22 protein-coding genes are annotated in these 23,908 nt (G+C 38.7%); 14 read left to right on the forward strand and 8 right to left on the reverse strand.

Features of this window, described 5'->3' with window-relative positions; all coding sequences use genetic code 11:
- Nucleotides 1–3 precede the first annotated feature (3 nt).
- Entirely contained in the window at nucleotides 4–1,239 is a 1,236-nt protein-coding gene (gene egtB, locus ACOMC3_RS14450; RefSeq protein ID WP_420316592.1) for an ergothioneine biosynthesis protein EgtB, read from the reverse strand.
- 370 nt (nucleotides 1,240–1,609) lie between these two features.
- Here egtB and ACOMC3_RS14455 point away from each other — a divergent pair, with 370 nt between their 5' ends.
- From ACOMC3_RS14455 to ACOMC3_RS14470, 4 genes are all read left to right on the forward strand, one after another.
- The gene (locus ACOMC3_RS14455) at nucleotides 1,610–2,107 is read left to right on the forward strand and encodes a CAP domain-containing protein (protein ID WP_420316593.1); all 498 of its coding nucleotides are present in this window, start codon (nucleotides 1,610–1,612) and stop codon (nucleotides 2,105–2,107) included.
- A gap of 104 nt (nucleotides 2,108–2,211) precedes the next feature.
- Complete coding sequence (locus ACOMC3_RS14460) at nucleotides 2,212–3,357, forward strand: hypothetical protein (RefSeq protein ID WP_420316594.1); 1,146 nt, start codon at nucleotides 2,212–2,214, stop codon at nucleotides 3,355–3,357.
- A gap of 57 nt (nucleotides 3,358–3,414) precedes the next feature.
- Nucleotides 3,415–4,104, forward strand: a complete 690-nt coding sequence (locus tag ACOMC3_RS14465; RefSeq protein WP_420316595.1) for a head GIN domain-containing protein — start codon at nucleotides 3,415–3,417, stop codon at nucleotides 4,102–4,104.
- A gap of 141 nt (nucleotides 4,105–4,245) precedes the next feature.
- On the forward strand, nucleotides 4,246–5,007 hold the full coding sequence (locus ACOMC3_RS14470) for a DUF3667 domain-containing protein (RefSeq protein WP_420316596.1): 762 nt from the start codon (nucleotides 4,246–4,248) through the stop codon (nucleotides 5,005–5,007).
- Here ACOMC3_RS14470 and ACOMC3_RS14475 read toward each other — a convergent pair whose 3' ends face one another.
- From ACOMC3_RS14475 to ettA, 3 genes are all read right to left on the reverse strand, one after another.
- On the reverse strand, nucleotides 5,008–5,577 hold the full coding sequence (locus tag ACOMC3_RS14475; RefSeq protein ID WP_420316597.1) for a nuclear transport factor 2 family protein: 570 nt from the start codon (nucleotides 5,575–5,577) through the stop codon (nucleotides 5,008–5,010). It abuts the gene before it with no gap.
- A 136-nt stretch (nucleotides 5,578–5,713) separates the two neighbouring features.
- A complete protein-coding gene (locus ACOMC3_RS14480) occupies nucleotides 5,714–6,991 on the reverse strand; it encodes an amidohydrolase family protein (protein WP_420316598.1) in 1,278 nt (425 codons plus the stop codon).
- Between the two features lie 6 nt (nucleotides 6,992–6,997).
- Complete coding sequence (ettA, locus tag ACOMC3_RS14485) at nucleotides 6,998–8,680, reverse strand: energy-dependent translational throttle protein EttA (protein WP_420316599.1); 1,683 nt, start codon at nucleotides 8,678–8,680, stop codon at nucleotides 6,998–7,000.
- Between the two features lie 55 nt (nucleotides 8,681–8,735).
- Here ettA and ACOMC3_RS14490 point away from each other — a divergent pair, with 55 nt between their 5' ends.
- The 4 genes from ACOMC3_RS14490 (at nucleotide 8,736) to ACOMC3_RS14505 (ending at nucleotide 14,730) form a co-directional block, all read left to right on the forward strand.
- Nucleotides 8,736–9,932 carry a DUF349 domain-containing protein gene (locus ACOMC3_RS14490; RefSeq protein WP_420316600.1) on the forward strand — a complete coding sequence of 399 codons (1,197 nt, stop codon included), beginning with the start codon at nucleotides 8,736–8,738 and terminating at the stop codon, nucleotides 9,930–9,932.
- A 139-nt stretch (nucleotides 9,933–10,071) separates the two neighbouring features.
- A complete protein-coding gene (locus tag ACOMC3_RS14495; protein WP_089356648.1) occupies nucleotides 10,072–10,293 on the forward strand; it encodes a DUF2795 domain-containing protein in 222 nt (73 codons plus the stop codon).
- Nucleotides 10,294–10,453: 160 nt separating this feature from the next.
- A complete protein-coding gene (locus ACOMC3_RS14500; RefSeq protein ID WP_420316601.1) occupies nucleotides 10,454–13,558 on the forward strand; it encodes a tail fiber domain-containing protein in 3,105 nt (1,034 codons plus the stop codon).
- Nucleotides 13,555–14,730, forward strand: a complete 1,176-nt coding sequence (locus tag ACOMC3_RS14505) for a T9SS type A sorting domain-containing protein (RefSeq protein WP_420316602.1) — start codon at nucleotides 13,555–13,557, stop codon at nucleotides 14,728–14,730. Before ACOMC3_RS14500 ends, ACOMC3_RS14505 begins: the two co-directional genes overlap by 4 nt.
- A gap of 50 nt (nucleotides 14,731–14,780) precedes the next feature.
- Here ACOMC3_RS14505 and ACOMC3_RS14510 read toward each other — a convergent pair whose 3' ends face one another.
- Entirely contained in the window at nucleotides 14,781–15,422 is a 642-nt protein-coding gene (locus tag ACOMC3_RS14510) for a 2-C-methyl-D-erythritol 4-phosphate cytidylyltransferase (RefSeq protein WP_420316603.1), read from the reverse strand.
- 8 nt (nucleotides 15,423–15,430) lie between these two features.
- Nucleotides 15,431–16,477: a tRNA preQ1(34) S-adenosylmethionine ribosyltransferase-isomerase QueA gene (queA, locus tag ACOMC3_RS14515; RefSeq protein WP_420319321.1), complete on the reverse strand. Its 1,047-nt coding sequence runs from the start codon at nucleotides 16,475–16,477 to the stop codon at nucleotides 15,431–15,433.
- Between the two features lie 194 nt (nucleotides 16,478–16,671).
- Between queA and ACOMC3_RS14520 the strand changes: the two genes are divergently transcribed.
- Both ACOMC3_RS14520 and ACOMC3_RS14525 read left to right on the forward strand, forming a co-directional pair.
- Nucleotides 16,672–17,925, forward strand: coding sequence for an ABC transporter permease (locus ACOMC3_RS14520; protein WP_420316604.1), 1,254 nt, complete (start codon nucleotides 16,672–16,674; stop codon nucleotides 17,923–17,925).
- 5 nt (nucleotides 17,926–17,930) lie between these two features.
- Nucleotides 17,931–19,190 (forward strand): ABC transporter permease, encoded by a 1,260-nt coding sequence (locus ACOMC3_RS14525; protein ID WP_420316605.1) that lies wholly within the window; start codon nucleotides 17,931–17,933, stop codon nucleotides 19,188–19,190.
- Nucleotides 19,191–19,254: 64 nt separating this feature from the next.
- Here the strand turns inward: ACOMC3_RS14525 and recA are convergent, their stop codons facing one another.
- Nucleotides 19,255–20,250 carry a recombinase RecA gene (recA, locus tag ACOMC3_RS14530; protein WP_420316606.1) on the reverse strand — a complete coding sequence of 332 codons (996 nt, stop codon included), beginning with the start codon at nucleotides 20,248–20,250 and terminating at the stop codon, nucleotides 19,255–19,257.
- A gap of 243 nt (nucleotides 20,251–20,493) precedes the next feature.
- On the opposite strand from recA, the gene ACOMC3_RS14535 reads away from it, so the two are divergent.
- The gene (locus tag ACOMC3_RS14535; protein WP_420316607.1) at nucleotides 20,494–20,718 is read left to right on the forward strand and encodes a hypothetical protein; all 225 of its coding nucleotides are present in this window, start codon (nucleotides 20,494–20,496) and stop codon (nucleotides 20,716–20,718) included.
- Nucleotides 20,719–20,968: 250 nt separating this feature from the next.
- Complete coding sequence (locus tag ACOMC3_RS14540; protein ID WP_420316608.1) at nucleotides 20,969–21,538, forward strand: SiaB family protein kinase; 570 nt, start codon at nucleotides 20,969–20,971, stop codon at nucleotides 21,536–21,538.
- On the opposite strand, the gene ACOMC3_RS14545 is transcribed toward ACOMC3_RS14540, so the two are convergent.
- On the reverse strand, nucleotides 21,539–21,949 hold the full coding sequence (locus ACOMC3_RS14545; RefSeq protein ID WP_420316609.1) for a hypothetical protein: 411 nt from the start codon (nucleotides 21,947–21,949) through the stop codon (nucleotides 21,539–21,541).
- 72 nt (nucleotides 21,950–22,021) lie between these two features.
- Between ACOMC3_RS14545 and ACOMC3_RS14550 the strand changes: the two genes are divergently transcribed.
- Entirely contained in the window at nucleotides 22,022–23,041 is a 1,020-nt protein-coding gene (locus tag ACOMC3_RS14550; RefSeq protein WP_420316610.1) for an aminopeptidase, read from the forward strand.
- 174 nt (nucleotides 23,042–23,215) lie between these two features.
- A complete protein-coding gene (locus tag ACOMC3_RS14555) occupies nucleotides 23,216–23,902 on the forward strand; it encodes a response regulator transcription factor (protein WP_420316611.1) in 687 nt (228 codons plus the stop codon).
- The last annotated feature ends 6 nt before the right edge of the window (nucleotides 23,903–23,908 follow it).

Consider the following 23,908-nt stretch of genomic DNA (forward strand, 5'->3'; position numbering starts at 1 on the left):
ATTTTAAATATGCTTAGCTAAACGGATACCCGAAAACATCCATCTTAAATGAGGATGAAAAAAATTTCGATAAGTTGACCGAATATGATTCCTGGATGTACCAAAGGAGCCTCCTCTTAGCACCATCTGATTCACCATAAATTTTCCGTTATACTCCCCTAATGCTCCTTTGGGTGGACGGTAATAGGGATATGCCGTATACGCACTAGCTGTCCATTCCCAGACATTTCCAAAAAAATCATAATCTGAGGTCTGGATAGGCTTAAACTGTCTGTTATCAACAAAATTCGTCTTTAGTAGAACATTTGGTGAATACATATTACAAGCCACTTCCCATTCCTGTTCAGTAGGTAATCGACCATTCTTCCACCTGGCGAAAGCATCTGCTTCGTAATAAGAAATATGACAAAGCGGGTCGTCATCACTAACTTTTCTGTAACCGCCTAATGTATAGTTCCACCATTCGCCACCATCTTCCTGATGCCAATATCTTGGCGCATTCACTTCATTTTTTTGCACCCAATCCCATCCCTCCGATAGCCAGAGCATTGGATCTCTATAGGCACCATCCTTGATGAATTCAATAAATTCTCCATTGGTGACAAGGGCTGAAGCAATCTGAAACTCATGAAGGAAAACTTTGTGCTTTCCTCTCTCATTGTCAAAATGAAAGCCAGCGCCATCAAATCCAATATCATAAATTCCCTCATCCATTTTCAACCACTCGAATTTCTCATTAATAGCCTTCGTTTCTTTAAGATCTTCTCGATAGGAAGGATACAATGGATTGTCTCCTAGAATTCGCTTGATATCATAGAGAAACAACTCTTGGTGCTGTTGTTCATGATTGAATCCCAAAATGATAACATTTTTAAGCTCTTCAGAAATATTCCCATCACTGAGAAATTGATGCATCGCCTGATCGACATATTTGCGGTAATCAAATATCTCTTTTACTGTTGGACGAGTAAGCTGCCCCCTGCTTGCTCTTTCCCAGCGATCACCTGCAGAAACATAGTAACTGTTGAATAGGTATGGATATTTCGGGTGAAACTCTTTATAGTTGTGATCATTAGGCTTTAAAACAAAGGTTTCAAAGAACCAGGTTGTATGTCCTAAGTGCCATTTTAGAGGGCTTACATCCAGCACTGGCTGAACGACAAAGTCTTCAATTTCAAGTGGTTCGCATAAATATTCTGTATGCGATCTAACTTGTTTATAAGTTTCTAAAAGGCTCAATTGCGTTGAAATAGTTGATTCCAAAACGATTTAAGGATTTTTTTCAATTTATATATCTCTACAACAGAATCCATGGAAAAGTGTCTTTTATTGGAAAAAAGAAACCCCATCCGCCAACTAGCGGACAGGGCCCTCAACTAACCAAAAAAGACTAGAACAAATTTTGTTCTTAGCTATCATAATTAAATGAATCAAAATCCCTGCCAGTTAGTTAATTGTATTTGTTAAAGAATATAAAAAAGCAAATGAATGCATGTAACCAACAGCTTTGGTCACATTTCTTCTGGCTATATCTTTTAGTAGTATTGGTGCGTTTTAATTAGCATGTATTTTTATTTATGCGAAGGGAAGAACCTGAAATAACGACTCAATGAAAATATTCTTTGTGCTTTTCACCCTCATTTTAGCATCTTCATTAACTGATGTTGACCAGACCAAACTATCAGATGAGGAAATTCAAATGATATTGGAAAGGCATAACTATTGGCGAGCTGACGTTGGAGTAACCACAAAGCTTGAGTGGTCTGAAGACATGGCCAATCTTGCTGCAGACTGGGCAAGAAAATTAAAAAATAAAGATTGTGGATGGGAACACCGACCGGATAATGATTTTGGTGAAAATCTATTTAAAGGTACAACTGGAGCTTTTGATGCTGCATATGTTGTAGATGCCTGGGCAAGTGAAAAGGCCGACTACAATTACAATAGAAATAAATGTAAACCTGGTAAAATGTGTGGGCATTATACGCAGATTGTATGGAAAACCACTCAAAAAGTAGGATGTGCCAAAATCACTTGCGATGGCATGGACATATGGGTATGTAACTATGATCCTCCTGGAAACTGGGTGGGAGAAAAACCATATTGACACTCATCCCACAATCTTATTTGTTGCTCACTTTAATGAGTGAATTCATCTAATTCATTATCCAATTTCATGTAGGTGCTCTGGATTTTCGTTAAAGTTGATTAATGAAAATCGTCAATTTCATAGTAGGGCTAGCATGCATAACACCAGTGTTGACTCAGGATATTTTTGATAAGAAAATCTTATCAAACCCATTTATCACTTGTCAGGATGTATTATACAATGCACCAGATTTAATTCTAGGCTATTATAAATCTGATGAACCAGATAGCATTCTGCTTTTCATCAAATATTGGAAACGTAAGTGCATGAATCCTAAAGAGGCAGATTGGTTAAAAACAATTACTCATATTCGGTCTGGGAGATATGACTCAGACCAAATTACAATGAGTCAGATCAATGAGTTGGTCAGTTATAGAAGAATAAATGAGGTTAGTTATTATTACAGTTGTTTGGTGGAGACAAGGCAACAGGAAATAAATTATGATCTGGAAATAAATTATGCAATAGACAGCATAGTTAGGCTAATTGCCCATGAAACAACTTCGGAAAACATAGACGAGCAACTAATACTTAATTTCTATGCCTCTAAAACTCCATCATTTAAAGAAATAAGTAATGCTCCGACTTCTAGTAAACTAAAAAAGCTTTACGAAGAAGCAATAAGCAGAACACTTGATGAACCACAAACTCATATAGGGTTTATAACAGGGGCTGTTCAACATTATGAAAATATTTCATTTTTTGGAAGTCGCCCAACTATGGGTTTTGTAATCGGAGGTAAGACCATGAGACATAATTATGACTTCATTATGGACTTCAGAATAGGAGCTTCGAAAGAACCATATTCGTTTATTTACAATGACTCTTTGATTACTGATGATAAATGGACCGGGATGTATGTGGGATTTGAATACACTTTTGACTTTTTACAATCTAAAAGATTAGATATCGGCATATCACCTGGAATAGGATATGATCGAATTACTGCTTTAACAGCAGATAATGATTATGGAGAGGATTCAAAGTTTTTAAACAGCTTCAATCAAAATGTTGGCATGGTTCTTAAGTACAAGTTTCTATCCGAAAATTTCATTGGTATTCATTTTAGATACAACTGGACCGATTATAAAAATCCGGGTGGCAGTGCGTTAGATGGAGAGTATTTTAACATTCGAATAACCTTCAGCATGCTAAGTAATTTTTGGAGATCACAAAGACTGAATGACCTTGAATGGAGTAATAATTAACTTTCAAATGCAACCTTATCTTCCAAGGTCTGTCTCTAATTAAAAAAACTAATGACCATGAAGACTTTAGCTACCCTATTATTATCCATCACTATATTCCTTCCATCATTTGGACAAAAAAGAAACGTTGATGTAGGAAATTTCTCAGAATTATCATTAGGTATTTCTGCAACAGTTTACGTAAAACAAGGATCAACAACAAGTGTCGAAATTGAATGTGATAATGACATTTTTGATGAAATTGAATTTGATCTGAAGGGAGATCGTCTTGTCATCAAAAGAGAAGGAAACTGGGGATGGGGAAATGGATGGAGACGTTCTGAAGTAACAGTTTTTGTAACAATGAATGAAATTGAAGCACTATCTGTAAGTGGTAGCGGCACAATTGAAAGCGATGGTCGTCTCAATACTGACAATGTACGCATCTCAGTTAGTGGCTCTGGTGATTTAGATCTGGATCTTGATGCCGAAGAGATAGACTTGAGAATTTCAGGATCAGGTAGTATCAAGCTAAATGGATCAGCCGATGAAGCAGAAGCCAAAATAAGTGGTTCTGGTAGAGTAAAGGCAGAGGATATGACAGTGAAATTTTTTCAAGCACGGATAAGCGGTTCAGGAAGCTGCTACATCACAGCAAGTGAGGAAATAGATGCCAGCATCTCTGGCAGTGGAAGTGTTTATTATTCAGGTGAGCCAAAAAGAATAAACTCAAATTCATCAGGTAGCGGGAAAGTGAGGAAAATGTAGTTTAGATATTTAGATGTTAGACATTAGAAGCTCGGGAAACTGAGCTTTTTTTATATCTGCTTCACACCCTTGATTATGTTCTACAAATATTGAAAAATTCGATTTCAGCTGATTTTTTTATAGATTATATTAAAATCTAGCTTGGAAAATTCGAATACTAAAACAACGGAATGCAAAAATTGTGGCAGGCACGCAACAGAAAAGTATTGTCCGAATTGTGGTCAGAAAACCAATACCGATCGATTTGAGTGGAAGCATATTGGTCATCAAATACTAGACTCTGTCGATTTTGATAAAGGTTTTGCTCATACGCTTTATTTACTGCTAAAGCGTCCTGGACATGCGATCAGACACTATGTTTCGGGAGGTAGAATTGGATTTGCTAATCCATTCAAACTATTCTTAATAATCGGAGCATTCACCAACTTTTTAACCTTTGAATTTGACACGTTTTCATTTATTAACGCTGACCTAATCGCACTTGATAACATAATGGGATTTTACCAATACTCAACAAAGTATTTCTCCTTTTTTACATTTACCGCGATCCCCCTTTTCAGTCTCTTTAGTTGGCTTGTGTTTGTTAAAAGAGCTTATAATCTTATTGAACATTATATCCTAAATCTTTATATAGGTGTTGGTCAATTTCTCATCTTAATTGTTTTCATTCCCATTATATTTTATTCACAAAAGGAAGAAGTGCTTTTTGTCTATGGCATTGTCAATTTTCTTTACAACGCATGGGTACTAATGGCTTTTTTTAGGGCTTATAGTTTGATAGAAATAGTAAAAATTATCGTCGCAATTACTCTTCCATCAATTACCGTTTTTTACTATAACTACTTCATTTATAAGCTTTCTCCACAACAACTATGGGATTTTCTTGATCGTATTCTCGCTTAACTAATTCTTTTTTGTCTTCCTTCCTATGAATATACCTAGCAAAAGAAATAGTAAGAGCCCAACACCACCACCTATAAATAAAAACTTTTTTGGAATGGTAGCTACTTCATTAGAAAATGGTGAAAAATGGCCGTGAATAACACTCCATTGTCCATCCACTTCAGCATATACTTCCGTACAATTCCATTGAAGCGTAATTCCTTTAAAATCCTGAATAATTTGATAGGTCAATACAGAAAATTCTTTTGAATGCTGGAAATCAGGATCAATTATTTCATAAGTTGATGCGGTATTCCGTTCAGAGAAAATTTTAGTCAATTCATCTTTTGATTCTATTCGTTTCCCATCTGTCCCCGGATCAAAATATGTAATTTCTTCTGCAAAAGAAGCTGCGTAACCCGCGGGGTTTCCTTCATACCATTGCTTTACGCCTTCATTCATAATTGAGAGAATCGTATTTTCTCTGCTTCTGAAGTCAATAGGGGTTGCATCTAATACCAAGGAATCTTGTTCTTGCGCAAATGCGGAAACAGGGATTAGAATAATTAGTAAACGTAATACAGGTTTCATCGTAACTTTTTTAGAATAATCTACAACTAAATTTTGATTATTCAAACCTGTAAATCAGACACTTATTACAGCTATCAATGCAATAAAACAAAAAAATCCGATCTCTCAGGTTACTATCTTTTATTCAATTCCAAGTTCATCGTTTGTAGATTTTCCCTTCTTTCATCACAAAATTGACGGCTTTCATTACTTCGATATCTTCAAGTGGATTCCCAGGAACGGCCACAATATCAGCCATAAATCCTTCTTTTAGGGTTCCAATCTGATCATCCATTCCAAGTAAAGAAGCATTGTTGGAAGTTGCACAAATAATTGCCTCAATAGCTGGCATCCCTGCTTCTACCATATAAGTGAATTCTCGTGCATTTTCACCATGTTTAAAGACGCCAGCATCTGTTCCAAAAGCAATGGGTACACCTTTCTTATATGCCCTTGCAAAAGTTCCTTGAATTTTCGGTCCTATAACTTTTGCCTTCTCAGCCACAACTTTTGGATAATAGCCTGGCTTCTTGGCATTTTCAGCAACTTCCATCCCTGCAGTAATGGTAGGCACCAGGTAGGAATTTTTCTGAATCATCAAATCCATGGTTGCATCACTCATATAAGTTCCATGCTCAATGGTCTTAACACCATTTGCAACCGCTCTTCGCATACCTTCATCCCCATGAGCATGAGCGGCCACATGAAACCCCAAATCAGAGGCTGTTTGAACAATTGCACGGATTTCTTCTTCTTGAAAAGAAGCACCACTACCATCTTTGGCAACACTAAGCACGCCCCCAGTCGCAGTGATTTTTATAAGGTCAGCTCCATTTTTATAGCGCTGACGTACTGCTTTTCTTGCATCTTCAACACTATTAACCACACCTTCTTTGGATCCTGGATCGCCCATTAAATCAGATCTGAATCCGTTTGTTGGGTCGCCATGTCCACCTGTTATTGATAACCCCTTCTCGGAAGTAAAAATTCTGGGTCCATCAATCAAGCCTTTCGCAATTGCCTCTCTAAGTGAGACATTCACGCCACTGCCACCTACATCTCTCACGGTTGTAAAGCCTGCCATCAAGGTTCGCTTGGCAATGTCCACTGAGAGAAATGCTTTGTCCGCAGGATTATCTGTAAACATTCTAATGTACCGATCGGGGCTTGATTCCCCTTCAATGTGTACATGCATATCTATCCAGCCAGGCATGACTGTATGATTTTTTAAATCAACAACCACATCTCCATCAGATGCATCAACATATCCATCCTCGATAGACGTTATTTGCTTCCCCTCGACGATGATTGATTTTTCATTCATTGGTTTTTTAGAGACACCATCGATGATAATCCCTGCATGAATGATTGTTTTTTGTGCGATAATTGAACAACTTATTGCTAGAAATAAACAGGTTATGGTTAGGTTTTTCATAATTACTTAGCCCATTAGTTTCTTATACTTAATTCTCTTTGGAGCTTCATCTCCCAATCGTTTCTTTCTATTCTCCTCGTATTCTGTGAAGTTACCTTCAAACCAATATGCCTGAGAATTGCCTTCAAACGCCAGAATATGCGTCGCTATTCTATCCAGAAACCATCTATCGTGACTGATAACTACTGCACATCCTCCAAAATTTTCAAGTGCCTCCTCCAGAGCCCTAAGGGTGTTTACATCCAAATCATTGGTTGGCTCATCCAATAAAATCAGGTTAGCTCCCCTTTTTAGTGTTAGTGCCAGATGTACTCTGTTTCTTTCTCCTCCGGAAAGTGCGCTAACTTTCTTCCCTTGATCCTGACCTGAAAAGTTGAATTTACTAACATAGGCGCGTGCATTCATCTCTCTTCCTCCTAAGTCAATAATTTCATTTCCTTCAGAGATTACTTCATAAACAGATTTATTCGGATCCAGCTGATCATGCTCCTGATCTACATAACTCATCACTACCGTTTCTCCAACTTCAAATGTGCCGTTATCTGGTTGTTCCTGGCCCGTAATCATTTTGAACAAGGTGGACTTACCAGCTCCATTGGGTCCTATTACACCTACAATTCCGCCTTGCGGTAAGCTAAATGACAAATCCTCATAAAGTAGCTTATCCTCATAACCTTTTGAGACACCACTTGCTTCAATAACCTTAGCTCCCAATCGAGGACCAGGCGGAATGTATAATTCCAGATTCTTTTCTTTTTCCTTTGCTTCCTCGCCAAGCAGCTTATCATAGGCACTTAATCTTGCTTTGGCTTTGGCTTGACGTCCTTTCGGGCTCATCCTTACCCATTCCAGTTCGCGCTGCAAAGTCTTTTGACGCTTAGACTCTTGTTTATCTTCCTTAGCAAGTCGCTTTTCTTTCTGTTCCAGCCAGCTACTGTAGTTCCCTTTCCATGGAATTCCCTCGCCTCTATCTAGCTCCAAGATCCATCCAGCAACATTATCAAGGAAGTATCTATCGTGTGTTACGGCGATTACAGTCCCTTCATATTGCTGTAAATGTTGCTCTAGCCACAGCACTGATTCCGCATCTAAATGGTTTGTAGGTTCATCCAAAAGCAATACGTCTGGTTGTTCTAAAAGTAACCTACATAAAGCCACCCTTCTTTTTTCACCACCAGAGAGATTCTTAATCACAGCATCTTCAGAAGGAGTTCTTAGCGCATCCATCGCTCTTTCGAGTTTATGGTCAATTTCCCAAGCGCCTGTAGCATCTAATTTTTCTTGAATTGCCCCTTGTCGCTCGATCAGCTTATTCATCTTATCCGGATCTTCTAGAATTTCCGGCTCAGTAAATTTTGCATTGACTTCCTCGTATTCCTTAAGAAGATCATTGATTTCTTTCACCCCTTCCCGAACCACTTCAATGACAGTTTTTTCAGGATCAAGCTCAGGTTCTTGCTCGAGCATACCTACTGAAAAGCCCGGTGAAAAAGCCACTTCACCCTGAAAATCTGTGTCTTTACCAGCAATTATTCTTAACAATGACGATTTTCCTGCGCCATTTAGTCCTAAGACCCCTATTTTAGCACCATAGAAAAATGATAAATAGATATTCTTAAGTACTTGTTTTTGTGGGGGATGAATCTTGTTCACCCCTGACATAGAGAAGATGATCTTTTCGTCTGACATGCTTAAGTTTGATTAGAAATCGAATATACTACGCATTTAAGAATTACACTCACCCTTGGACATCTCACAGGTACCATTTGGATTTATTAAGGACGACAAAGTTTTTCTCAGCGAATGGGGAACAAACCCCGATAGAGAAATTGGAGAAGTACGTGATGGCGATCCAGATAAATCAATCCAGTTTTTTCAGGAGCGATTCAATGACCTTGAAAATAAGATTAAAGAGGTAACAGAAAAAATAGACTCTACAGAGAATAAAGGGTCATTTTTGATGAAGCTGGTCCATTTGAGGGAGCACTTGCCACAACACGACGGGCTTGGAGACTATCAAAATCTTCACGACCAGATAGAGAAATATGAAAATCTCGTCAAGGATATCATTCAGAAAAACAGGGTCAGAAACACCGAAATTAAGACAGCACTTATTGAAGAATTAAAGCAAAGTGTTGAAATAGTTAATTGGAAGGAGGCTACTGAAAAAATCAACGACATTAAAAGTAGGTGGATCAAGACTGGTAGTGCAGAGGATGATAAAAACGATCAATTAGAAGAAGATTTTTGGGGAATTTTGAAAGAATTCTTCGATCGGAAGAAAAAATTTTTCGAAGACAAACAAAAGCTAGTAGAGCACAGGAAGAAGCAATACGAAGAATTAGTTGAAGAGGCAAAAAAACTAGTCGATCTCCACGGTCAACAAAGATTCAATAGTGTCAAAGAACTAAAAGAGCGTTGGAAGGATGTAGGAGGTGTACCTGCTGAATTTTATAAGCCGCTGAGTGGTGAGTTTAATTTGCATTTGAAAGGGAAAAAGTTTCAATCGGTTGACTACACCAGTATTTTGAAAGAATTGAATGATGTAAAATCTGGTAAAAAGGAATATAATAAGGAGGAGCTGGATAAATTAAAAAAATCGATTTTCAGAGATAAGTCTAGAAATCCAGAAAAACACGAATGCCTTCAGCTTATCCAACTACTTGGCGAGAGAGAATTTGTGAAAAAGTTAACTCAAAAGCGTTTTCCAGATTTTGCTAAATTAGATAGTGAAAAAAAGAAGGGTATCCGAAAAGGTATTATCAATGATCTTATCTCCCGAGATAAAGAAGATTTAAAGACTTACGAGGAGAATTCTGCCAATTTTTCATCACTTGATGGGAAAATGAACAAAATCGTTGAAAATAAGATTAAGAGTCAAAAAAGGAAGATTGAAGTAAAATCCAGATTGCTGGAATGGGTTGATTCAGAAGAATTTTAATTTTTTACAACTTTTTCTTGACTTTTGGTGTAAGAAAATTACCTTTCGATAAACGATTTTTGGAAGAGCATGCGTATATGATATAATCATATATATTTGCGCGCATTATTAAAACAGGATATTAAACAGAGGCTAGAATATGTATTGGACACTAGAACTTGCATCTTACTTAGAAGACGCCCCATGGCCAGCGACGAAAGATGAACTTATTGATTATTCTATTAGATCTGGAGCACCACTGGAAGTGGTAGAAAACTTGCAGGAACTAGAGGATGATGGACAGCCATTTGAAAATATCGAGGAAATCTGGCCTGATTATCCTACGAAAGAAGATTTCTTCTTCAATGAGGATGAATATTAAACAAATCGGCCATTAAGAAACTCAAGCCCCTCACCAAGGGGCTTTTTTATTTTCAACAATCAAGGCTCTGCTTAAGCATTTGATAAAAATACCCCGAATGAGGTATTGTTCAAATGGCTGGTGATGAATAGGTTCGAGGTTCAAGCATAAACCTTAGAACATGAAGAAGCTTTATCTAACTCTATCCATTTTATTAATTGCGGGTGTTTCAATAGCACAAAAACTACCATTTCAAGGTCGATTGTTGGATGGTGGCAAACCTTATACGGGGAGTGCAACGATTGAATTCAGTATTTCTGATCCAACATGGTCTGAAACAATTAGCAATGTATCCGTCACTGATGGGTACTATTCTGTTGTACTTGGTGAAACTTCACCTTTACCTGACACACTTTTTCAAGAAAGTCCGGAGGTCATCATGAACCTCACTGTAAATGGCGAGGCGCTAAGTCCGGTGACATTGTATTCACCATTTTTACCCTATTCTGAAGGACCTGTAGGAATTGACTCCATTAGAACATCGGAGCTTGAAGTGACCGGGGTTAATGGAACTAGAAAGGTAGTAGCCGTTGCAGATAATGATGGATATGATGCTCTGATCTTATTGAAAGATTCACTTGATCAAACCGGAGCATTTATTACAACTGACAGAGGAACAGGTACAGGTGGATACTTACAGCTAAATGGTCGAGACTTTACAAATGGTGGGTTAAGGAGTGCTGTGGCTACAGGAACCATAGTTCAAGGAAGACAAAATAGCTTTCTTTCTTTATTTGGTGGCAATTCTGCTGATGACGGTGCTCAGATTATGGCTGAACTTTATGCAACGGATATTTTTATCGATGGGAGTCAGCTTCCTGATGGATATCGCAGGGGTGGTTTAGATCTTTACAATTATTATGGAAACACAACACATAACATCTTCTCAGAGCATGTAGGAACATCCACAATCAGTAATATCAATTTAAATGCTTCTCAGGATGGAGGAGGCCCTCAGTTTACCCTAAATCTTAACTCTGGTGATGGAGTTACAACAGGTGGAAATATTTCTCTTAGGGATGCTGGAGAAGCTGAAACCATTTCTTTGGATGGCTCTACAGGGACCATTAATGCTCAGCAAATTTTGATTGACGGAACACCAATCGAAGGTTCAGGTGGTGGAGTAATTGAACCGGATTCTATTAGATCAAAAAGTGTGATTGTCGTTGGAAACAGTGGAGAAACCAAAGCTGATCTCAACTTTTTCGACCCAAATAATGCTGGAAGCCTGGTACTTTATGGTGCGAATGACTCAACAAAAGTGATTCTTGGAAGTGCATCCGGTGGATACGCCGGGTTTTTAGGTCTATATGATTCATTAAGAAACATAGGTGCCCAACTTAGAGTAACCAATAACGGTCGAGGTAACTTATTCACCAGGAACGAAGCTCATAATTCCGTCGGATGGTTTGGAGGATTAAATAATGATGGTTTTGTTCAACTTACCTCCTTTGACGATACCGAGACTTTTTCCGGAGCAGCACTCATTGGATCATTTGCAGATGGAAATCTTCCTGAATATTATATTGAAGGTTCAGCTCAAGCAAATTTTGGTTTGGGAAGATTTAGTGTCACACAACTTGGAAACTCCTCCGAGGAAACTGCAAGGCTTGAAATAAATAGAAGTAATGGAGGTGGTCAGGCAGTAATGACTATCGTTCAAGACGATGGTGGTTCAGACGCATCTGGTTCCAATGGAATGCTGGAATTATGGGCTGATAGCAGCATTAATATACAAATAGGCTCAGAGAGCTTTGAGGATCATGATCTATCGTCTATCAATTTATATGGAAGTATAGATGATGGTGGTGGATGGTGGTATAACTCTGGTCAACTGGCAACCAGAAGAACGGGTAGTGGTACCGATGAATTTGGAAACATTTCGCTTTTCAATAATTCAACTGGTAACACCACTCATACAATTGAATTAACAGGAAATATATTTGAATCCGGTTCTGGTGGTCTTATCATTCGTGACTCAACGGGAGCAGATCAAATTCTCCTTAATGGTGATGGTACAATAGATGCGCAGCAGATATTTATTCAAGGTCAGCCCTTAGCACAAGCTTCTGGAGGAAACATTGCACCGGATACCATTACAACCAATTCAATAAGAGCACTCAATGGAGCAGGCAATGAAGGTGTCTATCTTCAAGGAAATATAGAAGGAGGAACTTTACAGCTAAGCAGCCCTGATGCTACCAATTCATTCAACCGTGCGACATTCTTCGCGGGAACAACATCAAATGGAGAAAATTCATTTGCCGATCTATATGGAATGAATACAACATCTGATGGTCAGGAAGTTCTAATTAGTAATTACACGACTAGCAACGATGTTTTCTCAATACCATTTACTGGTGGTTATCGTAGAGGTGGTACTGATTACTATGATAATGAAGGAACATTCCTTGCGGCGATTGGCTCAAACAGAGATGAAGCAGGTGGAGATCCATCAGGAAAGAGTGGACTAGTAATGGTCAATGGACCAACTACTCGGAATGTATATGTATCAGGCCAATGGTGGGATAATAGCGAGTTAGGAATTGTTCAGGTTTTTGGTCAGAACGATAATGGATCTGGAGATTTTAGTTCGAATATTGAAATTGTTGCTGATGACCAGGCTGGTGAGACCTCAGGTAGAATTTCGGTCTATAATACAGCGAACGGAGGAATAGTTGATGAAACAATCTATATCTCTTCACGCTCAGGATCAGGTGGTGGCATTATGGAAGTTAGAGATAGTCTTGCTGTTACAACTATCACTTTAGACGGTGATCCTGGAAATCTGACTGCTTCAGGCACAATTGCTGCGGATATTCTTCAATCCACTTCTGGGGGCGTTCAAACTTCAGACGGAAGACTTAAGAAGAACATCCAGAATTTGAATAATCCATTAGAGAACACTCTCAAAATGCGTGGTGTATCTTATCAATGGAAAGATGCTTCCAAATCACAGGCTAATCAGATTGGTGTAATTGCCCAAGAAGTAGAAGCAATTTATCCTGAATTTGTGCACACCAATGATAAAGGAATGAAAGCGGTTAATTATGCGCAGATGACTGCAGTATTGATTGAGGCAATCAAAGAACTGAATGCCAAAGTGGAGAAACTCGAGAATGAAAATTCTACTTTGAAAGCCTCAATATCAGAAGTTGAAACGCTTCGAAAAGAAATGGATCAACTACTTAAAATGTTAGGTACTAGCAAAGCAGCGAGCAAATGAAAAAGCTAGTTAAACTAATATTTTACTGTAGTTTATGTTTTCTGTGCTTGTCTGTTCAGGCACAGCTAACCCTACAGGGATATTCTACCAATATCGCAGGAGGCACATTAACAGGTGGAAATATTTCTACTGAGATATCCACCTCACCATTTGGGGGAAAGCCAAGCGGAGAGACTTTCCGATTCTTCAACGGCCTTGCCGCCTTCAATCTTGAAAGCGCAATAGTGACCGTAGAATCGCGAGCTAATCAAAATCCGATCACAGATGAAGTGGAAGCACTGCTTCTAAGGGTTCGCCCTTCGGGTAATTATGATACCCTGGATAGATTAACTAATGCAGGAGGAGATTTCACATTCAATCCGGTATTTCATGGTGATTATTTAGTGAATATCGATTCAGATCCTGAAAAATATGTTGCGACCTACTATGGTGATGCATTCCTTTGGGAGGAAGCTGATATCCTTGAATTGACGAGTGACTCTACGGTCCAAATTCAAATCACTGCTGCTCCAGAGGAAAGAGGTCCTAATACTGGGGAAGGTAAAGTAAGTGGTACCATTGAAGAGGACTTTGAAGATGAGAATGGCAAAATTTCTGCACGTAGAAGAGCAGCCAAACGTAAGTGTGGTTTAAGAAGAAAACGATCCGGTGGACGTGTAGGTCAGAACGACGATGAATTCGAGCTGATAGCCTACGGTGAAACTAACGAGAATGGGGAGTTTGAATATGGATTCTTACCACAGGGTATCTATCGCTTCTTTGTCGAATACCCGGGTATCCCATTGGATGAGTCTTCCTTTGTTCAGTTTGAAATTGGCGAGGCAGGAGTTTCTGATGATGAATTCGTTTTAGCTGCATTTGTTAGTGAAGAAGGAATTGTAGTCGAATTGGTACTCGGCATTACGGATGAAATATTTACCAATTTCAATATCTATCCGAATCCAACTGTTGATGTTATTACAATCAAATACGATCGAATTCTTCGAAATAATTTTGTCATGCAGCTTGTAAATGCTCAGGGGAATGTTTTAATGTCTCAAGACATCAATAAAAAGGAAGGTTCTGAAGAGCAATTGAATTTGGAGAATTATCCGGATGGCTTATACTTTTTGAGATTCATTGATGTAAAATCACAGAAGAATGCATTGACATTCAGGGTAATCAAAAAATAAAACCTGCCTAATCTAATTGGAATCCATCTCCTTCCAGGGGGATGGATTTTTTATTTTAGATCCTCAGGTGTTGTGATCTTAATATTATCGTAGGAGCCTTCCACCAAAGAGACCTTATACCCAGCAGCTTCATAAACACTCGCATCATCTGTAAAAAGTCCTGCTCCTGCCTTTTCATAAGCATCTTTGAGGGCTTTTATATTAAATGTCTGTGGGGTTTGAACCAATACGTAATTGGATCTATCTCTCGCTATGGAAGTATTCTCTTCCAGTTCTCTGATTGAATCCTTGAGCTCAACTACTGCAACTCCTGATCCATCTTTTTTAGCAGAATCAAAAGAATCCGAAATGGTTTTAGCAGAAACAAAGGGTCTAACTGCATCATGAATAGCAACCAAGCCATCTCCAACAATCATGGTTAGGCCTGAAAGCACGGAAGCACTTCTTGTAAGACCACCGGTTGTTGCCATAATATCCGTATCAGGGAAGTATTGAAACTTGATGGCTTCCCATTGTTTTAGATGGGCCTCTGGAAGTACAACAATGACAGAAATTCCATTGTCGTACTTGAGAAATTTACGAATAGATTTTACAATAATTGGCTCACCATCAACTTGCAGAAACTGTTTCGGCACTTCGCTTTTCATACGAGTGCCCACACCTCCAGCAACGATTATGGCATATTTATCCAATGGGTCTATTAAATAATCAACATCGCATCTCCATAACTGAAGAATCGATATTTCTCTTTAATTGCTAGCTGATACGCCTCTTGCATTAGCTCATAACCTCCAAATGCAGACGCCATCATTAATAACGTAGACTCTGGTAAGTGAAAGTTTGTGATCAAAGCATCACAAATTTTAAATTCATAGGGAGGAAAAATGAATTTATCTGTCCATCCTGAATTATCTTTCAATAATCCGTTTGCTGAAACTGAAGACTCCAACGTCTTCATCGCTGTTGTTCCAACTGCACATATTTTAGACTTCTCACTCAACGCACGATTTACTCTATCTGCAGTGACTTTTTCAACCCAATAGTTTTCTGAGTCCATCTTATGCTTGGTAAGATCTTCTACGTCTACCGGTCTGAAAGTTCCTAAGCCAACATGAAGTGTAATCGCTGCAACATCAATACCGATCAACTCCAAACGCTTCATCAATTGTGGTGTGAAATGCAATCCAGCCGTAGGTGCCGCGACAGCTCCTATGTTTTTTGCATAAATAGTTTGGAAGCGTTCTCTATCTTCCGGCTCAGCGGTACGCTTAATTTCTTTTGGAAGTGGAGTCTCTCCAAGGGCATCAATCATTTTATAGAATTGATCCTGGTCTCCATCAAATAAGAATCGGATGGTTCTCCCTCTACTGGTGGTATTGTCGATAACTTCGGCTACCAATTCTCCATCACCAAAGTATAGTTTATTACCTACTCGTATCTTTCGAGCAGGATCAACTAAAACATCCCACAGTTTCATTTCTGTGTTAAGCTCACGAAGTAAAAACACCTCGATCTTAGCACCTGTTTTTTCTTTATTTCCATAAAGTCTTGCAGGAAATACTTTGGTGTCATTAATTACAAACACGTCATCTTCACCGAAGTAGTCTACTACATCTTTAAAGACCTTGTGTTCAATCTCACCAGTGTCTTTATGAATAACCATCAGACGGGAGTCGTCACGGTTATCCGTTGGGTGAAGGGCGATAAGGCTTGATGGTAAATCGAATTTGAATTCGGACAATTTCATTCCCATAGGAAAAAGGATCTATTTTAATGATCAAAAGAGCGCAAAATTAGCAAATATGTTTCACGTTTGTAACGGAAATGCATTGAATCTCGTCAACTTATGGTATTGACCGTTTGAAAACAGCATTTACCGATCACTATTTAATTGAAAAAGCTGTTTCTTGATTAGCTACATTTGTTTTATAAAATGAACTCGTGAAAGTATTAAAGTTAATAATTGAAAGTTTCCGATTCGCCTGGAGCGCCCTAAGAACGAATCTTCTACGTACTACACTATCACTTTTGGGTGTTACTGTTGGGATATTTTCAATTATTGCTGTTTTCACCGCCGTAGATTCGCTTGAAAAAAGTATTAAGGATAGTTTAAACTTCCTTGGAACAAACAATATCAATGTCGAAAAGTGGCCCTATGGATTTGGTGGTCCTTACCCTTGGTGGACATATTTAAATCGTCCATATGTCACGTTTGACGAATATCGTTTCATTAAAGAGAATGTAAACAATGCACAAGCCGTTTCAATTTTTACTGTAAGAGGCGGAATCATAGCTAAGCATAAAAGTAGCAGTACTGCAGACCTCTCATTATTGGGGGTGGTATATGACCATCAGGATACGTATGAAATACCAATTGAAAAGGGGCGATATTTTACAAGGGAAGAAGCTGGAGGAAGCTCCAATGTAGTCATTATCGGTTACAGGACAGCAAATGAGCTTTTCCCAAACGTATCCCCTCTTGGTAAAGAGATCAAAATCAAAGGCCTCAAATACTATATCATAGGAGTCATTAAGGAAGAAGGTGACAGCTTCTTAGGTGCTCCAAGCAATGACGACAATATTTATATGCCATACCGGACTTTCCAGAAGATATATTATTCCGGAAGACGAACAGGAGTGCAGCCGCGTATAACAGTTAAAGGATTGGATTCAGATGTAGGTTTGGTGGAATTAGAAGCCGAACTCAGAGGTTTGATGCGAAAGAAACGATCGCTGAAGCCAAAAGAAGATGACAACTTTGCATTAAACCGACCGGAGGCAATTTCAAATTTTATCGGATCTACTTTTGATGCAATAAGTGTTGCAGGAGCCATCATTGGAGGGTTTGCTATTTTAGTTGGTGGTTTTGGAATCGCCAACATTATGTTTGTTTCTGTAAGAGAACGAACCAATATCATCGGTATTCAAAAATCACTAGGAGCGAAAAACTACTTCATCCTATTTCAATTTTTATTTGAAGCGGTATTCCTAAGTCTAATCGGAGGAGGGGTCGGCGTATTTCTGGTTTACCTGATTTCGTTTGCCAATTTGGGGAGCCTCGACCTAGTTTTAAGCACCGGAAATGTCATTTTAGGGTTAGGCGTATCGGCTATCATTGGGGTATTATCAGGAATCGTTCCTGCATTGATGGCAGCACGTCTGGATCCGGTTATTGCGATTAGAACCACAGGCTAGTCATCATGAAAGTATTTAAGCTAATCCTCGAAAGTTTCAGGTTTGCATGGAGTGCACTTCGAATGAATCTGCTTCGAACCACCTTGTCTCTGCTAGGAGTGACTATTGGAATATTTGCGATTATCGCGGTTTTCACACTCGTCGATTCCCTTGAAAGAAGTATTAAGGATAGTTTAAGCTTCCTAGATGCGAATAATCTGGATATTCGAAGGTTCCCATACGATTTCGGTCCCAATTTTAAATGGTGGGAATATATCAAACGCCCTTATACCAATTATGAAGAGTACGAATTTTTAAGAAAAAACCTCAAGAACTCTGAAGGCATTACCATTTTCGCTGTTACTGGAGTAGAATCAGTGAAATACCAAAGCAGCAGCTATGGTAATGTTTCATTATTTGGCATTGCACATACACATCAGGATGTTTATGATATGGCCAGCGATGTTGGAAGAGGAAGATATTTTACAGCTGCAGAATCTTATACAGCCAAGAATGTTGCTTTGATCGGTCATTTGATTGCTGAAAAACTATTCCCAAGAGGAGATGCACTAGGCAAAGAGATTAAAATCAAAGGACTGAAATACGTTGTGATCGCGGTGATGGAAGAAGAAGGAGAAGGAATCTTTGGAGAAACAGGAAATGACGAAAGCATATACATCCCCTACCTCTCCTTTAAAAAGATTTTCTATTCAGGCAGGAACAGGGGTGTAGAAACTCTGGTGAGTGTGAAGGGCTCAACTGAAGACTTTGGTCTTGTTGAACTTGAAGCAGAGATCACTGGGCTACTACGGATGAAACGTGGCTTGAAACCCAAAGAGAAAAATAATTTTTCGGTAAACAGACAGGATGCCATAATGAATATCATTGGCTCCACTTTCGATATAATCGGTGCGGCAGGATGGGCTATAGGTGGTTTTTCCATTCTGGTTGGGGGCTTTGGTATTGCCAATATCATGTTTGTCTCGGTCAGGGAACGTACCAATATCATTGGCATTCAAAAATCTTTAGGGGCCAAAAATTTCTTCATTCTTTTCCAGTTTCTTTTTGAAGCCATATTCCTGAGTCTTATTGGAGGTGGTGTGGGATTGTTTTTGGTGTGGCTACTCTCATTAGCTAGTCTCGGCAACTTAGATTTAGTCCTTACCATGGGAAATGTGGTTCTTGGTTTAGGAGTGGCTGGTATCATCGGTGTGATCTCAGGAATTGTTCCTGCATTAATGGCTGCCAGGCTAGATCCGGTTATTGCCATCAGAACGACTGGGTAGCCCAAAGTCAACAAAAAAAGGTGAACTCACACTCACCTTCTCAGTTACGATTAAGGATTAATTCTTAGCTATTTAGCTTCTCCTTTATTTTCTTCTCCAGTTCATCCATCAGTTCAGGATTGTCTTCAATCAACGCTTTTACAGCATCACGTCCCTGTCCAAGCTTATTCCCATCGTAAGAGAACCAGGATCCGGATTTTTGAACAACGTCTAGTTCCACCCCAATATCGACGATCTCACCACTTTTACTAATTCCTCTACCATACATTATATCAAACTCAACCATTTTGAAAGGAGGAGCTACTTTGTTCTTTACCACCTTCACGCGAGTCCGGTTGCCCATTACATTATCTGCAGATTCTTTGATCTGACCAATGCGTCGGATATCCAATCGGACAGATGCGTAAAATTTTAGTGCATTACCTCCGGTGGTTGTTTCTGGGTTTCCAAACATCACTCCAATCTTCTCTCGAAGCTGATTGATGAAAATACATGAACAGCCGGTCTTATTGATTGTGCCTGTTAGCTTTCTTAAGGCCTGCGACATTAAACGTGCTTGAAGTCCCATCTTACTATCGCCCATCTCTCCCTCAAGCTCACCTCGTGGTACCAATGCCGCTACTGAGTCGATTACGATGATATCCAAAGCTCCGGAGCGTATAAGGTGCTCGGCAATCTCAAGTGCTTGCTCACCATTATCTGGTTGTGAAATCAACAAATTCTCCGTATCAATCCCCAGCTTCTCAGCATACGATTTATCAAAGGCGTGCTCCGCATCAATAATAGCAGCAATGCCTCCTGCCTTCTGCGCTTCAGCAATACAGTGCATAGCCAAAGTAGTTTTACCAGAAGATTCAGGTCCATAAACCTCGATGATCCGACCTCTCGGAATTCCCCCTACACCCAAGGCTATATCTAAGCTTAGCGACCCTGTTGAGATAGTTGGTACGTCCATTACTTTCTCATCGCTGAGTTTCATCACGGTTCCTTTCCCGTAGGTCTTCTCCAACTTATCAATAGTGATCTGGAGGGCTTTCTGTTTTTCTGATGCGTCGGCCATATATTTATTAGTTGCTCATATTTTAAAATCAGACAAAAATAGTCTTTTCGTACCGTCCGAAAAAGAGATTTTACTAAAAATATTAGGAATGCGTTAATCTTTCTTTAATATTAAAATTTAGTCAAAATGACTAGGCATTTCTAGGCAGTTACACCGATTATCTAAAAATTCATGCCATCCATCGAAGCGTATCAACTTGGAATGGTTTTTTGAGTTTACTTAGACAAATAAACCACCGGACATATGACAAACGCTTTACTCATCAAAAACGAAGGAATAATGTATTCTGTCTCTTTCCCTTCAAGAACATCCTTGATCGATTTTATTGAAACGGATATTCAGCATACACGATCATCATTTGATCATAAGGTGATGATCTACGAAGATCAGGTAGATAATCTTAAAGCATGGGCCAGTACTAAAAATCTGGAAACGCTTGAATTCAGTCATGCTCAGGCAAGCGCCTAGTCATCTATAAAACTCATAATCAACACTGTAACTGATCGAGCTCCACATTATAGTCTTATAATTTGGAGCTCAGCACTTCTTAAAATCACAAATTAAGATGTGTTCTAAAGCTCATTAATGCTTTTTCAGCCTCAATACAAATACTCTACTTCCATCTCCACCACATCTTCATTAACTTGTAATTTTATTAATCCAATCATCGTCTATGGACAGCACTGGCTATGAACAGGCTTATAATCAACTAAAACATATGAAAACGATCATCTCTTTTAAAAAGATGATGACCGAAAGTAATCTGAATGTGGTATACCTGGGTCATGTGACTCAGTCTACCGTAGAAGGTATTACTGATATGATTTCAGAAGATTTAAGCATTCGTAACGAAAACAAAAGAGTAACCAAGAGGGTCTATCATGTAATGATGGAGTCTCTCCAGAACATTTGTAAGCACGCGGATAGTCAGTCAGATGAAGAGTCCAATTCATTGGAGCAGGGTCTTGTAAAAAAAGGAATATTTCTAATTGGTCACAACGACAATGAATATTTTATCACGACCGGTAATAATATTGAAATAAAAAGCGCCATTGCCTTAAGAGACATTTTAGAAAATATCAACTCGCTTGATGCTAAAGGCCTCAAAAAACTATATTTCGAAGCAATGGAAAATTCAGAACTTGGTGAAACTGGAGGTGCAGGACTTGGCTTTATAGATATGGCAAAGAAAACTGGAACGAAGTATGAATATTACTTTGAGCCTGACAGTGAAACATCATGCTTTTTCATTCTTACGATGAGGGTTCCGAAGAACACAGAGAGCTAGTTATACGGACTCACTACTATCTACCAGCTCTTCATTAGGCACATAATGAATCGCATAAATCATATAGCCTCCCAATGCAGTTCCGATTGGAAATTTAAATAACAGAATTACTGCTGGTACAATCGCGAATTTCTTTCCCCATTGCTGTTGTGTCGCTAATGCATAGCCTGAAATCAAGAATACAAGTGAGGAGATTGTCTGAATGATTGGCAACATATACAGAAGGTTTTCAGGAGGTCTCACCTCGAAGAAAAGGACATCAAAATCCCTCATATCCAGCCAAAAATCACTGTGACTGATCATATCTACAAAAAAGAAAGTAGAGATTGATATTGGCACCAGTATAAGCCCTATCACTATAAAAATTTTACCAATGATTCGTAGGTTGTTGTCGTGATCTTTTAAGTTCATGAGTGAAAATGGTTGATTTCATTACTATGTATTGCAAGGTATCTTACGATAAACTATAAATAAAGTTGTGGCATGATAAAAAAAGCGAGTTGGCGCATCCTTATTTTGATCATTCTGCTGAGCATCGTCTACTGGGAGCATTTGATCTATGGAATCAGGCAAGCAAAAGGCCAACTATCAATCACTTTCAATACACTCCCTGTCGAAGAAGTTTTATCTAATCCATCAGTTACTGATAGTATCAAATACAAAATTCAAATTGTTCAGGAAGCACGCCTTTTTTCATTTGACAGACTTGGATTAAAACAGTCAGAGAATTACACCACTTTTTATGATCAAAAAGGTGAAGTATCTCTTTGGAATCTATCTGCCTGCAAACCGTTTGCTTTTGAACCGAAGATGTGGTCATTCCCTGTTCTCGGCTCCTTTCCATACAAAGGATACTTTGAGCTAGAGCATGCAAAAAAGGAAATGGATGAATTGAAAAAAGATGGATATGATGTCCGAATTCGTCCTGTTGGAGGTTGGTCAACCTTGGGATGGACTAGCGACCCTATCTTATCAAACATGCTGGACCGTTCGGAAGGTCCATTGGCCGAATTGATTATCCATGAGCTCACTCATTCCACACTTTTTATCAAGGACAATATTGAATTTAATGAAAACCTTGCTTCATTCATTGGAGAACTAGGGGCTATTCAGTATCTGAATGAAAAATACGGTGATAAGTCTGCTGCTTATTATGATTACATTATTTCTGAGGAGGATAGTCGAACATTCAGGAATCAAATGCTCCTAGCCACAAACAAGCTAGATTCATTGTACCAAATCATTTCCGATGATCCGGACTCGATCAAAGCGCATCAGAAGCACCTAATGATTGATGAAATAATGAGTTCAATAGATACGCTTCACTTTCATGATCCACGCTATTATCAAATATTTAATTCCAGCCGACCAAATAACGCCTATTTTATGTCTTATCTCAGGTATTACTCTTCAAAGGATTCCTTACAAGATTTATTATCCAGTATGTATAAAGATGATCTAAAGCTCTTTATTGAAGGGATGAAATCCTTTCATGATAATTGAGAATCAATTACCAAATTGTTATCATTTTAACATACAGTTGATTTCTGAGTAATTTTGAATAACCTTGAATCGGATGAATCACAAATAAGATAATTATAAAATACGGAGCTGCTGGTTCATCAAATTGAAAAGAATAATTTAAGAAATAGTTACTTAAGCAATCACTTCTAAGCAATGTCAAAAAACAGTCAAAAAATTCTTGTCGTAGATGATGAAGAAGACATCCTGGAGTTGTTGAAATATAATCTAACAAAAGAAGGTTACGAGGTTAAGACAGCAAGCGATGGCATCAAAGGTGTGGAAGTCGCAGAAACATTCGTTCCCGATCTTATTCTACTTGACATTATGATGCCAAAGCAAGATGGTGTTGAGACATGCAGACAAATAAGAGAACTCCCGGATTTGGCTAATTCATTTGTTATTTTTCTTACTGCTCGTTCTGAAGAATACTCTGAAGTAGCAGCGTTTGATATGGGCGCAGATGACTACATCACAAAACCGATCAAACCAAGGGCATTAGTTAGTCGGATTAACGCACTATTCAGAAGAGAATCAAAAAAGAAAAAAGAGTCAAACACCATTACAATCGGTGACTTAATAGTTGATCGGACGAGCTATACGGTTAAAAATGGAGAGGAAAAAATCTCACTTCCAAAAAAAGAATTTGAACTACTCTATTTCTTAGCACAAAATCCTGGTAAAGTCTTCAGCCGAGATGAACTGCTTCAAAACATTTGGGGTACTGACGTGTATGTGCTTGCCAGAACAGTAGACGTACACATTAGAAAGGTGAGAGAAAAAATTGGCAATGACCACATTACGACTGTTAAGGGCGTGGGCTACAAATTCGATGCTAATTAATATTAG

Origin of the sequence: Ekhidna sp., assembly GCF_965212185.1 — a bacterium.
Lineage (GTDB): Bacteria > Bacteroidota > Bacteroidia > Cytophagales > Cyclobacteriaceae > Ekhidna.